The 14007-nt window shown below is 39.8% G+C and carries 12 protein-coding genes; all 12 read right to left on the bottom strand.

Annotated elements, in window-relative coordinates; translation table 11 throughout:
- Positions 1–23: 23 nt before the first annotated feature.
- Positions 24–1523 carry an O-antigen ligase family protein gene (locus tag ACYQ03_RS03610; protein WP_459907715.1) on the bottom strand — a complete coding sequence of 500 codons (1500 nt, stop codon included), beginning with the start codon at positions 1521–1523 and terminating at the stop codon, positions 24–26.
- Positions 1520–2014, bottom strand: coding sequence for a tetratricopeptide repeat protein (locus ACYQ03_RS03605; RefSeq protein ID WP_459907713.1), 495 nt, complete (start codon positions 2012–2014; stop codon positions 1520–1522). The genes ACYQ03_RS03610 and ACYQ03_RS03605 overlap by 4 nt, the downstream gene beginning before the upstream one ends.
- Positions 2015–2189: 175 nt before the next feature.
- Complete coding sequence (locus ACYQ03_RS03600; protein ID WP_459907711.1) at positions 2190–2573, bottom strand: hypothetical protein; 384 nt, start codon at positions 2571–2573, stop codon at positions 2190–2192.
- A 78-nt stretch (positions 2574–2651) separates the two neighbouring features.
- On the bottom strand, positions 2652–3461 hold the full coding sequence (locus ACYQ03_RS03595; RefSeq protein ID WP_459907710.1) for an SLAP domain-containing protein: 810 nt from the start codon (positions 3459–3461) through the stop codon (positions 2652–2654).
- 171 nt (positions 3462–3632) lie between these two features.
- Positions 3633–4715: a TolC family protein gene (locus ACYQ03_RS03590; protein ID WP_459907708.1), complete on the bottom strand. Its 1083-nt coding sequence runs from the start codon at positions 4713–4715 to the stop codon at positions 3633–3635.
- 86 nt (positions 4716–4801) lie between these two features.
- Positions 4802–6970: a stalk domain-containing protein gene (locus tag ACYQ03_RS03585; protein ID WP_459908729.1), complete on the bottom strand. Its 2169-nt coding sequence runs from the start codon at positions 6968–6970 to the stop codon at positions 4802–4804.
- A 216-nt stretch (positions 6971–7186) separates the two neighbouring features.
- Positions 7187–8548 (bottom strand): stalk domain-containing protein, encoded by a 1362-nt coding sequence (locus ACYQ03_RS03580; protein ID WP_459907706.1) that lies wholly within the window; start codon positions 8546–8548, stop codon positions 7187–7189.
- Between the two features lie 176 nt (positions 8549–8724).
- Complete coding sequence (gene mreB, locus ACYQ03_RS03575) at positions 8725–9759, bottom strand: rod shape-determining protein (protein ID WP_459907704.1); 1035 nt, start codon at positions 9757–9759, stop codon at positions 8725–8727.
- A gap of 381 nt (positions 9760–10140) precedes the next feature.
- The gene (gene spoIIID / locus ACYQ03_RS03570) at positions 10141–10392 is read right to left on the bottom strand and encodes a sporulation transcriptional regulator SpoIIID (protein WP_459907703.1); all 252 of its coding nucleotides are present in this window, start codon (positions 10390–10392) and stop codon (positions 10141–10143) included.
- Positions 10393–10585: 193 nt separating this feature from the next.
- On the bottom strand, positions 10586–11338 hold the full coding sequence (locus ACYQ03_RS03565; RefSeq protein WP_459907701.1) for a peptidoglycan DD-metalloendopeptidase family protein: 753 nt from the start codon (positions 11336–11338) through the stop codon (positions 10586–10588).
- Positions 11339–11485: 147 nt separating this feature from the next.
- On the bottom strand, positions 11486–12448 hold the full coding sequence (spoIID, locus tag ACYQ03_RS03560; RefSeq protein WP_459907699.1) for a stage II sporulation protein D: 963 nt from the start codon (positions 12446–12448) through the stop codon (positions 11486–11488).
- 200 nt (positions 12449–12648) lie between these two features.
- Positions 12649–13923 carry a UDP-N-acetylglucosamine 1-carboxyvinyltransferase gene (gene murA, locus ACYQ03_RS03555; RefSeq protein ID WP_459907698.1) on the bottom strand — a complete coding sequence of 425 codons (1275 nt, stop codon included), beginning with the start codon at positions 13921–13923 and terminating at the stop codon, positions 12649–12651.
- Positions 13924–14007 lie beyond the last annotated feature (84 nt).

The raw sequence follows: 14007 nt of genomic DNA, 5'->3' as shown, positions 1-14007 counted from the left end.
ATTTTTTACAAGTAACTTTATTATTAACATATATTGTCTAACTGAGAAACACTATATCCCATAAGTATCCAAAATACTATAGATGTCCCTATAACTGAGTCATTAAATAAAAACTGAATCATAAAGGTTAGGCAGAAAAAGAATGTAGCTATTAGATTAACGCTACCTTCGTTACTCTTAATTACTTTTTCTCCAACTTTAAGAATATATAAAACTAAGAGGCACAAAAGTGCACCGAATCCGACTATCCCTGTTCCGTAGGCAAAATTAAGATACATGTTATGTGGCTTATCTACATATGTATTTGTCTCGCCAATATTAGACATTAGGTGTTTATCATTTTGAGGAAAATTATACAAAAAGGTATCTAACCCATAACCATATAATGGGCTATTTTTAATCAGTTCCATTGTCTTTTGCCATATGTACACACGACCAGTACCCGCTGTTGTTTTTATCTCCGGTAAATCAAACTCATTAATTGGTTCATTTACTTTGGTATCTGTATTTGCTTCAGCTAACCTTACTAAATTAAATTCTTTATTATTAAATATAATTGACGCTGTTTGCTGCATAGGGGCCATAAGTTTTAAGGTCTCATCGTAGACCCTTGGGTTAAAACTGTTCATGCCCCAAAAAACTAGCGACATTGTAGCTAAAAGGCTGATAACAGTAACTGTTGTCTTTCTTTTGTTTTGTGCCTTCACTATAAGTACAATTATCATAACAGGAAGTATTACAGCAAAACTAATAAAGCCGCTACTTGAAAGAGATGACAATAACAGGGCGAAAGATATTACAACAAGTAAATACCCCCCTACTTTTAATCGCACATTATTAGTACAAGCAGCAACATAAAAAAAGAATGCCAATAACCCCCCTGCAAAACCGCTATAATAGTTTGGATTACTTAACGTACCATAGATAATTCCATGAGTTTTTGCGGTTGAAAGTTCGTCAGGTATTACTAATGATGTTGCTACAGCTTCATTTATAGACCTATAGTCAAAGAAAACGCTTAAATTTAAAATAGCATTAACTCCTATAACCAGAGACAGAGCAATAAAAGCTTTTGTAAAAAAGCTCTTGTTGTTAAAACAAGTGTTAGCGGCAATAAAAAACAAGGTGTAATAACAAAGATAAGTTAACGTCCCCTCGTACCTATTGTACATCCCAAATAAGGCAAGGTTTTTGTAATCCGCTGTAGTGGCTGAGATTAGTAAACACAGGGTAAGGAGAACCAGGGGTATATTAATAAAAGATTGTTTTATTCTATAACCACTTAATAATTTTATACTAAATAATATTACGAGCACAGTGGTAATAAAAAGTAATAAACACCACTTATAATAGCTATAGACATCAGCTTTGAGTCCTGTATTGGCTATGTTTACCATGATTTCAGGAGAAATAAACAAAAGAGCCTTGGCCCTTGTAATTAAAGGTATACATAAAATACCAAATAACAGTATCCATTGTATCCAACTATCTATCATCGGTTGTCTTGATTGCTCCCTCATCATTTTACCTCCCCCAGAGCCTCAATTTGTTGCATAAGTTCCCTAGCCTTAGTTGTATAGGTACTATCTTCATATTTCAGGCATTCATTAAGATATTGCTTGGCTTTATTAATGTCTTTTAAAAAAAAGTAGGTCTCTGCAGTATTGTATAAATATTCCGGTCTAAGGACTAGCACTGGTCTTATTTCCCTTGCAAGCCTTAGTGCATTTTCTGCTTCTTTATATTTCTTTTCTCCTAACAATATTTTTCCCCTATCCCATTGGACAAGGTAATTGTCTTGGTATCGTGGCAATATATGGTTTAAGTACTTTTCCGCCTCTTGGTATTTTTCTTGATTTATAAGTTGCTGGTAAGAGCGATATATCTTATAATCCTCTAAATATTGATTATTTTGTTCAATACCCGCGCTTTGACAAATTAATATTACTATTATGGCTAGGATAATGAGGGTAAAAAAAATATAATTATTTCTCTTAAGACTCTTTTCTTTCATGCTTTCACCTCAACTTTTCTTTTTCTGTTATTCAAAATTCAACATACAACTACATAATCCTCTAAGTTTAAGCAACTAATGTATAGTTCATGTCAATATAAAATATCTTAAGTAAATAGGCACACCTAAAAGGAACACCCCCAGTTCCTATTAATATAGATCTGGAGGTGTACGATTATTTTTTTCTTTTTGCCATCTCTAAAACGTGGTTTTTTAATCCTTCTAAATCCACTTTAAATCCAAATTCGCCAGCTATTTTATTTAACAAAACCTTCCTTTGTCCATATGTTCCATTTGAAAGGAAAAAGTAAGTAAGCTCTTGTAATAGGGCCACTTTATAGTTATTGTCTTTATCTTGAATTGGTATTAAAAGTTCTTCAACTGAAAATTTAAAGTTTATCTTTTTCCATATCTCCTCTAAATAATCTTCAGGAACCTGATAATTCTTTAAAATCAATGCCACCTGCTCTTTTTGAGATGGTGTTACTTTCTCATTCATGGTTGCAAGGCTCAACAATATACCTACATACTCTGCTCTCTCAGAGACGTCCTTCAACATTCATAACACTCCCCTAACTAAAATAGAAACTTTGTTATATTATTTAAAATAATCTCTATGAATATTACAAATAGCCTCTTAAAGTAACTGTATAGTCCAGTCACTCAAGTCTGCATTATTGATTATTACAGTATCCGCTGGGAATGTAAAGGTTCTTAAGAAAAAAAACCCTGCTTCAATTATATTATGTCCTATGTCAAAATATCCTTTTGCTATAGCTTGTCCTTTAGCATTGAAAACTGTTATTCCAAAAGCATTCCATAACAAGGATTTCTTTGTATTACTTCTTATTAGTAGAGTTACTAATAAATCGCCATTATCTTTTGCTTTTATTTCGTAGGGTATGACCCTTAATTCATCTTCTTCTAGAGGTATATCTGTCTTCAAGAAATCTTTTAACTTTTGTATTTCTTCGTTATTTAAAGGCTCTGGTTTGGTATCTGATATTACAGGAAAATACACCTTGCCCCCCATATTATCCTCTACGACTAATTTCCAGTTTTGTTTCATTATATCTTCTTCAAAAACATTTTCGTTTCGAAACTGTACATCCCATGGACGAACACTTCGGTTAGGAATTTGCCCTATCTCTACCAATCTAAATTCTTGACTTGCCAGCACATTACCACGGTCATTAACTATTTTAATCGTTACATTTCCAATTAATATTGGTCTATCAAGATAGTTCCTAATATAAAAACCCACTTGCAGAAATTCTTCATATTTAACACAATATATTCCATCAAAAAAAACCTTTTCTCCATTTTTTTCTGAAGGAAGTTGGGATACTTCATCTAACATTAATTTCTTTTCTGCCTCAGATGTTTTAATTATTTTGTCTGGATGTAGAGAAAGAAAAAGCTGATTCTGCGGTTGTTTTTGGTTCACTACTTAATCCTCCTGTTCGGGCATATAAACGCATTAGTACATTTTGCTGACTATGCTAATCTATTATACCAGATAGTCACGTTTTAGATAATATAATTTCATTGTATTAGATGGACTATGGACAATATGTAAAAAATCGTCGACATGATAGTCGACGATTTTTTATTTTTGTTATTTAATAGTAGTAACATTTAATTCACCTGTAAGGCGAAACAGTGATTTTAATGAAACTTCGTGTGTAGAAGCAACCTCTAATTTTCCACTCTCAATCTTTTTCAACAGTTCCTCAACACCCAATACTGCATCTCTGGTAACTAAACCCAGTTCGTACTGGATTTTAATTACCCTTAGGTTTTCTTGAAGTTGTTGGGCCTGCTTATCTAGTTCATTGTATTTTTCTTCTAATGCTAGTATGCCATGACAAAGCTCTTCCACTTGAACTTTCATAGCCTCTCTAGTGTCTGACGCAGTATTATTTGCCTGAGCTTCCGACTTAATTCCAATGTCAGACCAATATTCAAAGTATTTCATTGTACCAGCTAGTTTTGCAGCCTCATTGACCGACCACATCTCATAGGAGTTATTTAGGGCTTTTAGCACTTGTTCATCAGTTTTAATGCCAGAGGGAGTAAAGGTAATTGAATCAGTAAGAATTGGTCGACAGGTAAGCTCTTGCCCTGTTAATTTATTCAAATTACTATAGGAATTTTCTAGTTTCAAAGATGCATCTTTTATTGCCGCATTATCTGCCGCCACTGCAGTCTCTGCAACTAATCTATCAGCTGCGGTAGCCATCCCTACAGCCGCCTTGGAGTTAGTTTGTCCTAATTTTATCAGGTTTTTAGCTTGGGTAACTTTCTTTTCCTCTAGGGCTGACTTGTTTTTAATTACTTCGTAGTAGGCTTTAGTTACGTCCACCACAACTTGCCTTTTGTCAGAGTCTAACTTTTTCTTGTTTTTTCTATATTCAAAGTCAACCCCATAGTAAGCTTTAAAAGTATTGGTATCAGCTGGGTTAAAGTCATAATCTATGGGGGTATAGTTCATAGCCTGCTGGGCATTATCACGTTGTATTTCAGTTTGATCAATACTCAATTGGTCGTTTTTAAGTGTGGTACTGTGGGCCAAGGCTTTATCAATGGCTTGGTTTAAGCTTAGGGAAGGGTCGGTATTCTCTTGTGCAAAGGCAGGAACGGTAAGTATAAGGGTAAGCAATAATGTTAGCCAGACATACCGCCGCATCTTTAACAGCACTAAATATCCCTCCTAAATGTTAGATAAGAAAGCCCAGACCAGTTGGTCTGGGCTTTCTTTAGTTAGTTGCTTACTTAACTACTTAATTATTGAGAAATTACAACCTGACCGTTAGCAAAGCCAACCATTGCGCCGAATGCTTCAGCTACAAAGCGTGCGGGGAGCATGGTGCGACCGTTATCAACTTCAGGAGCAACGTCCATGGTTACAGTGGTGTCGTTCTGAGTCAGGGTGGTGCTTCCAATTGTCAACTTAACAACGGTTTCACCTTTGGTTAAGGTAACAACGCCGTTTTCAAAAGCGATGTCTTCTTCAGCTACGCCCAGAGCCAGAGCTAAGTAACGAACAGGTACGTAGGTGCGGCCTTCTTTAATGTAAGGAGCAGCATCCATAACCTTGGTTACGCCACCAGCAGTGTAGATGGAGGAGCCAACGTTGAAGATAGCGGTGCCAGCTTCAGGAGCAGGAGTTACAACGTTAGCAACAACAACTTTAACTACATTATCGGTATCAAATTCACCAGCATCTAGAGTGCCAGCGTCGCCCTTATTAGCACCAGTTGGCTTAGCATCGTCTAACCAGCCTTCAGAAGCCTTATCGTTTTCAACCAGGGCAGTACCCATGATCTTAGCTTCCACGGGGCCTTCAGGAACTACGCGGTTAATATCAACTGTGATGCCAGAGATCTTAATTTTGCTTGCCTTGCTGGACTCAGAATCAACAGGGATATAGAGGTAGCTACCACTGGTATCTACGTTATCTTCGTCGACTTCCAAGTTGCCTTCAACAACTTCTACTTTAGGAGTGCTTGCCCACTCAATGTTAGCAGGCAACTTAACAACGATTTGGGCATCTTTATTGTAGGAGTCTTTCTCTAGAATATTTCCAGCTGCAGTCTCTGTAATGGTGATATCAGACATAGCTTGGTCTTGAACACCAATCTTCAGTTGAGCTTTGGCAGGAGATTCAAGGGTTACAGGTGCAATAGCCTTAGCAATTACAATTTCCCCTTCGCCGCCAGACTTACCAGATATTACTGCATTGATATCGCCAGTCTTGTTGGCCTGTGCAGAAACTTCAAAGTCAACTTCAATTTTAGCTGCAGTCTTCTTGGTGCCGTTCACGATGTTTAAGTCAATACTATTGTCTTCGCCATCATAAGAATCTACAGTAACACCGAAATTATTGTCACCTTTTTTAACTTTGGCTTTTACTTTAGTGATTTTCACCCAAGAGGGAAGCTCAACGGTGAGGTCACGGCCAGCAATTAAGGTGCCAGGTACAGCCTCTTCGATGGTCAGTGTGCCAGTTTCTTGTGCGTATTGACCAGCTACCACGTCTTCAACATCATCAATAGCAAGTTCTACACCGAAATCAGAATAGGTTCCTACTAAAACATCTGCATCATCAATTTCGTCACCAGATACATTAATTTCTACATCACCGTAGTCAGCGTCATCTGCTTTGAAGTAAGGTACAACGTAGATAACACCACGCTGGGTTCTGCCAGAAGCGGGATCAAGAGTAATGGTTAGGTTTCTATCGCTAATTTCAGCTTTTACGAAATCAGCAGAGCTGAATCCACCACTGAAGGTGATATAGTCCTTAACATCACTGTATTTAGAAGTGCTGTAAACAGAATTCCAAACGAAATCATTAGGAAGCTTAAGTTTAATTTTTTGTTCTGCAGTTCCAATAGCGTTAACTGAAGTTTCTTCAATTTTAATGGTGCCACCTTTAGAGAAACCGTCACCAATGGTCTCGGTATCTAAAGCAGTAGTTACAGTGCTGCCGCTGCTAACACGGGCGATCAGATAGTCGCCGCCAGTTACGCCGGAGTCTCTTCCATCAACGCTAACCTTAATATCACCTTCAGCGCCATCTACCACGATAGCCATATCGATATCTACTATGTCTGCTACTTTCGCAGCCTTAGTGGTAACTTTGTCTGTAAAGGTAAGTTCTAATGTTTGGTCGTTAACTAGTTTGGCAGTTACAGGGCCATCAACTAATTTTCTAACGTCTAATTTGTCATCGTTGTTTGTACCATCAGCCCAATCAACATTGCTAGGCAAGGTCAAGGTGAAGGTTTCGCCAGATGCGAAGTCACCAGAATAATCCTCATCTTCACTGATGCTCAGGGTGCCAAGTTTACCTTCATAATCATCAGCTACATTAACTACCTTGCTTACGCGGTTGTCAGATCCTGCAAAAGCAGGGCCTGCAGCGATTGGAAGAACTAATGTTCCTACCATGGCAACAGTTACCAAAGTAGATACTACTTTTTTTGTTCTTTTCAAGATTCTTACCTCCTATAGAAATAATTAATATTTGCTAGCTTTAACCTTCTGGTCTGCTAGTCCTTAGTTTCTTCGGCAAGATTAGCCAACTCTTATTTTATCTGCCATCTTTACCGTTTCATAGACATAGACGCTAGGGTTTTTAAAAAAGTTCCGTTTTTTTATAAAAATTTATTCCGGTCGGCAAAAAATATCAGGTTGATAGCCATTTTCCAAGGCATGCTCTGCATCCTTAAACCAAACTCGGTTATAATACTTGATTTCTTTTGCTTCTCTGCAGGAAGGCCAGTGAAAGATGTGGGTTTTAGTATCGCCAACATATAATCCCTCATCCTGACCCACAGGAGGTTCGATTCTTCGTTTAGTGATAACATCGCCCTTTTGTTCTATTGCTGTCTCGTAAGACTTGCCGTTGGTGGAAACTACTACAGTACCATTGGCTGATGTAGCAAAAACTTTTGCACCAGTATTTTGGATTCTAGATACAGTTTCAGCATGAGGAAAACCATATTTATTATCTTTGCCTACAGAAATAATTACAGTTTCAGGTTTAGCCATCTTTAAGAGTGCTTCACTTGAAGATTTATTACTAGCAGCATCTGCGGCAAGCAATACTTGTACAGATTTAGTTAAATTAATTTGACCGTCTAGAGGGTAACAAAGTCCCCCCATAAATAAAAACCTAATATCACCAATCTCTATTAGAGTCACAACAGATTTTCCTGTAAAATCCCTGCCCCAGGAGCTTGCTTGATTAGTTAAAATGCTTACTTTAGCTCCATAAAACTGTATATTTTGGTTGTTTGCAACTTCCCACTTAGCTCCAGTTTCCTTGGCTGCTTTTTGATACTCAGGATAAAAGTTATCTCCAACAGCAGCATTGCTATCGATAAGTCTTTCTACTTTGTATTTTTTAATAATCTTTGCTAATCCAGCCATTTGGCCAGCTCCTGGGTGGGTATTTATCACTAGTTCTAGATCATCAACCTTTTGTCCCCGTAATATTTCTAGGACGTTTATGTAGGTTTTCTCGCTGCCACCATTAATTAATATATCTGTCTGGTTTGGTAATTGTATATAGGTAGCATCACCATCACCCACATCAATATAGAAAACCTTTGCATAATCTTTAGTAGTTAGCTTAATTTCTCCCTCTGTGTATTGAACATCTAACCCCAAGTTCTCTGAAATGAAGCGCAACGGCACCATGGTTATTTCATTTTTTAGAAAAGCAGGTGCATCAAGTGAAACCTTTTTTTCATTAATATACGCTTCACTGTCTGCTACTTTCATACGTATCATTTGACCGTGTTTTTGAATACGTACAGTTTGAATACTGCTATCATAGCCTACTTCGCAGCCTACGGCTTCAGCAATTAGCCTTAATGGCACAAAGGTTCTTCCCTGTTCAATAACCGGTGATTGAGTAAGAGTCATTTTCTGTCCATCCAGCGATATACTTTGGCTGGCTATGGCAGGTAAAGGAAGTGAGACTAGGAACATAATTAATAATGTCATAAGAATTCTAGGCATTTTCGCTCCTCCTTTGTTATATTTATTTTGTTATTTTATTTAAACATTAAGTCTTATGCTCAGGATTTTTCTTTTACAACTTAATTAATAATATCCTTTATTTTAAATTTTTTATATTACAAGGATAACCAAAAACCCCATCAATGCTTAAACCATTTAAACTATTATAACCATTTCTAGCCCATAACTTTTTTAAACAACTTCCCACTCTTCTGCTTCGGCAGAACATTCATCATGGCTAAGGCCTTGCCGGTACCTAGAGCTACGCAGGAGATGGCATCCTCTGCTATGTAAACGGGCAAACCAGTCTCTTCGGAAATTAAGGTGTCCAATCCATGCAATAGAGCCCCACCGCCGGTCATGACAATTCCTTTGTTTACAATATCAGCTGCCAATTCCGGTGGGGTCATTTCTAGAACTTCTTTTACTGCACTAACTACCGCTTCCAGGGGTTCAGCTATGGCGTTGTAAACCTGATTGCTGCTGACGGTGACAGCTTTGGGTAATCCAGTGATAAGGTCCCTACCACGGATTTCGGTAACCCTCTCAGGTGTCTTTTCGGGGACAGCGGTGGCTACTTCTACCTTGATTTCTTCCCCAGTACGTTCACCAATCATGAGACTGAATTCTTTCCTTATATAACGTACAATTGCCTCGTCAAATTTATCACCACCCACACGGATGGAACGGCTGCAAACAATACCGCCTAGGGAAAGTACTGCTACGTCAGAGGTACCGCCACCGATATCAACAATCATAGAGCCGCTGGGTTCTGCGATATCGATACCTGCACCCAGGGCAGCGGCTAGTGGTTCTTCGATAAGGTGGGCGGAGCTGGCACCGGCGGAGACTGAGGCCTGACGTACTGCTCTTTCTTCGACACCAGTTACACCTGAAGGAATACAGATCATCACCCTAGGGCGGAAAAACCACCTTTTGCCATTTGCTTTATTAATGAAGTAACGCAGCATTTTTTCGGTAACTTCATAATCTGCAATAACCCCTTCACGCAAGGGACGGGTGGCAACGATGTTGCCGGGGGTACGCCCCAACATACGGCGGGCCTCTTCACCCACTGCAATGATATTACCGGTATCCTTATTGATGGCAACCACTGAGGGTTCCCGGAGTACGATACCTTTTCCTTTAACAAAGACCAGGACACTGGCAGTTCCTAGATCTATTCCTATATCGGTGTTGAAACCAAACATGTTTTACTTCCTCCTAGTTTGTTGTTCGTTTTCGGTGCGTTTTGTGCTCTGAGCAATTTGTTTCTTTTATTCTTGGCCATGGGCCTTGAGCCGTGGGCCATGGGCTTTTTGCATGTTATTTTAAAAAGTTAAATCAAGTGCTGTAGAATTTGGTATTTAAGATTTTGATATATTCCTTATGTATCTGGATTTAAAAGCTCATGGCTCATGGCTCATAGCTTGACCCAAAAGCAGTACCCGTAAGCCCAGGCTTGTCCACTCTTGAGTGTTTGTACTACCTGTATGAAAAGAAAAACAGGAATGGCAGATTATCCTAAAAATGTAGGATTCTCTATTTCCTGCTTAAATTCCTTTTTATCTCCAAAATTTCTCGCTATTTGACTAGCTAATTTCTTTATACTTTCTACGGGTAGCTTCCCCGCCTCTGAGGTGTCTTTCTGCTTTGTTTTCATCAAGGATGGTTTTTACCTCTAGGGCAAGTTGTTTATTTAGGGACGGGAGACGTTCTGTCATATCTTTGTGGACGGTGCTTTTACTAACTTGAAAGACTTGGGCCGCTTTTCGTACTGTGGCTTTGGTCTCTAAAATATATGCACATATGTCCAGCACCCGTTTTTGGATGTAGTCCTGCATTTTCCTACCCCCTATTTGAGAAGTGAGAGGTGAGAATTTAGAAGTGAGAATGGATGTCTATATTCATTGGTAGGTTACTTCACTCCGAGCTACTTTTTACTTAAATATATGCGGGGGGTTAGGAGAAATGTCACAAAATAAAAAGAAAATGGCCATAAAAAGGCCATTTGGATGAGCAATGACAAGTTATTATTTATTTCCAGTAGATATTGGGGTCTACGGGTTCCCCATTCTTCGTGATTTGGAAATACAAATGGTTCTCTAATACTCCGTTGGTTCTGTTATTTTGGCCCAGGGTGCCTAAAATATTGTTTTGCTCAAGACTTTGTCCTGCTTTGACTTGAACATTTTCTAAGCCGCTGTAGGAAGATTCCCAACCGTTACCGTGATTGATGGTTATAACCTTGGTGTTATTTTCGGCTGTGGAAATCAAAGCAACCGTTCCAGCTAAGGCAACTTTGACCTCTGTCCCTGGATCTCCGGCTAGGGCAACCCCAGTACTGTAGCGATAATCTTTAAAGACTTCGGAGAAAGTCATGCCTACGCCAGTTAGTACATGACCCATAACTGGTTTGACCATTTCTTCTGGGTTTACCACAGGTTGGGTGGCCATGGTTTCTTTTTCTGCAGTGTCTTTTTCTGCAGTGTTTAGTGTTTCAGTCTTTGCAATACTTTGTTCCTGGGCAGTTGGTTTCTTTTGGTAGTCCTCTTTAATTATCTGATTGGTATTTTGGTTTGGAATAGCACCTTTTATTGTACGGTCACTCTGCCAGTTGTAAAGACCATAGATTGTCAGAAGGGCCACAATAACCACACTGCACATTAGCGCTGTGGAATTGAACTTGCTGTTCCCCTTTAGTAACCATTTTTTTAACCATTCTCGATATTTTTTCATTAGATCTTGATTTCGAAGTTGGTTGCGCAGTGAATCTTCGAAGGGCCACATGTATTTTCATCCCCTTTGTAATGCTTACTTTGTCATTCTTCGTTGGTTATAGTATTGACAGAATGGGGGGTGAATATACGTAGGGGTTTTTTGCTAAAGGCTAATGGCTAATAGCTAAAGGCAAAAGTCTAAGGACTGATAGCAAATCTATTTCATACTACTAATTTCTACCCCTGTGTAGTAGTGTTTTAGTATCTCCTCATAGTTTTTACCGTGTTCGGCTAGTCCTTTGGCGCCGTATTGGCAGAGGCCTACACCGTGGCCGTAGCCTTTGGTGGTGAAGGTGATTTTGTCGTCATTTATGTTCCAAGATATACGGGTGGAGCGAAGTTTTAAGATTTCTCTTAGAAGGGTGGCGGGATATTCTTTGTTGCCAAATTGGATTTCCTTTGGCCTCCCTGTGGAGGTTTCCTTGGTAATTTTAATAGCATTAGTCTTGACTGTAGAGACGGGAATGGCTGATAGATTGGTTTTTAGTTTTTGGTCAATTTCTGCCAGAGTATAAGTAACTTGTTTTTTCGGACTGGGATCTGTACAGTAGGGGCAGTCTACCCCCTTTAGGTAAGGCAGTGCGGCGACCCAGACTTCTTCGGCATTTTCAGTGCTTCCCCCGCAGGAAGCATGAAAGGCCGGGAATATGAGTTGCGATTTGTAGTTAATCACTTGTCCGCTGGTACTGTCCACTGCCCATTTTATTTTGTAGAAGTATTCCAGGTACTTTAGTTTTCCCCACCGTTTCTCCATCTCTTCCTGGGAGATCCAGGCTTGTCCATCCCGTGGATCGCTGGACACGTCTGCACCAGAGTAACGAGAATTTTTCACTCCTCCGGGAAGGATGCGTTGCATGATATAGGTACGGGCGGCCACGGACTGTGCCTTGAGGGCTTCCACTGGAAAGGAAGCTGGCATTTCGGCTGCCACTACACCTACAATGTACTCCTCCAGTGGTATAGACTCAATTTTTTGGGTTTGATGGTTGTACATTTTTACAATAGTGCCTGCGGATTGGATTTGTGGTGGGTTGATTAGTTGGTAAAACTTTAGTGTTATGCTGGGGAAAGCGACTATTAGGGTTAGTAATCCCAAGAAGGCTAGGAGTAGTTTTCGCACTTTTGGAGCACCGTCCTTTGAATAGCAGTCAGCTTTTAGCTTTTAGCTTTGAATGTATTTCTTAGGGGTCTTGTAAGCCTTGATAATAGGAAACAAGTTCCCTATTTTATTAATATGTTAATGTTTGGTAAAATATGTTATTAAGTTTTATAGGCTGGCTATGACCCCTAAGAATGACATGCCAGAAGGCTGATGGCTAATTACACCACCACTGGTTCACGGGATTCCACTCTGCAAATATCTGCTCCTATGCCTTGTAGTTTTTCAATTAGTTTCTCATAACCCCGGTCGATATGATAAATGTTTGCAACACTGGTTTGGCCGCTGGCTGCTATGCCTGCTAGGATCATGGCTGCCCCTGCCCTTAGATCGGTGGCTTTTACTTCGGCACCGGTGAGGTTTTTTACTCCTTGGACTATGGCTGTTCTGCCTTCTATTTTAATTTTGGCTCCCATACGTTTTAGTTCATTTACATGCATAAAACGATTTTCAAAGACAGTTTCTGTTATGATACTGGTGCCCTCAGAAACTGTCATGAGAGTCATAAACTGCGCTTGCATATCTGTAGGAAAACCTGGGTAGGGAAGGGTTTTAATGTCTACTCCCTTGAGTTTACCTTGGCACCTGACCCGTATTTTGCTTTCCTCTTCGATAATTTCGGCACCACCCTCCTTTAGTTTAGCCACGATGGGTTTTAGGTGATCGGCAATGACATTTTCCACCACAACATCGCCCTGGGTCATGACAGCTGCTACTAAATAGGTGCCTGCTTCAATACGATCCGGGATCACAGCATGGGTGGTGCCGCTTAGTTCTGGTACTCCGTTGATGCGGATAACCTTTGTACCTGCCCCCTTGATTTTTGCTCCCATGGAGTTAAGGAAGTTGGCCAGGTCTACAATTTCTGGTTCTTCGGCTGCGTTTTCAATGGTTGTTTGACCCTTGGCCAAAACGGCTGCCATCATTATATTTTCGGTGGCACCCACACTGGGAAAATCTAAATAGATATCTGAACCTGTGAGTTCTTTGGCTGTGGCTTCGATATAGCCAGAACCATAGCAAATGTCCGCCCCCAAGGCTGAAAATCCCTTTAGGTGCAAATCAATGGGCCTAGTGCCTATAGCACAGCCTCCGGGTAGAGATATTCTGGCTTTTCCTTCTCTGGCCAATAGAGGTCCCATGACTAAAAAGGAAGCCCTCATTTTACGAACGTATTCGTAGGGAGCTTCTATATGGTTGAGGGAAGGAACGGTAATATGTAATTCTCCCTCTGATTTTTCAATTTTTGCCCCCAAATGTTCGAGGACAGAGCAAATTACCCCCACATCGGCGAGGTTGGGTACGTCCAACAGTCGAGTTTGGGTGGTAGTAAGTAAGGATGCTGCCAAAATGGGGAGTACCGCATTTTTTGCTCCACTGACTCTGATGTTTCCATATAAAGGCTTGCCGCCAGTGATGATGATTTTTTCTTCCATGGGTTCTCCTTTATTGGCCATGAGCCATGGGCCATGGGCCGTAGGCTTTTTTTTGCCTTTGGCTAGATATTATTTTAAATTAGT

Source organism: Desulfotomaculum defluvii (genome assembly GCF_054657375.1).
This window is presented reverse-complemented; position numbering and strand designations above follow the sequence as displayed.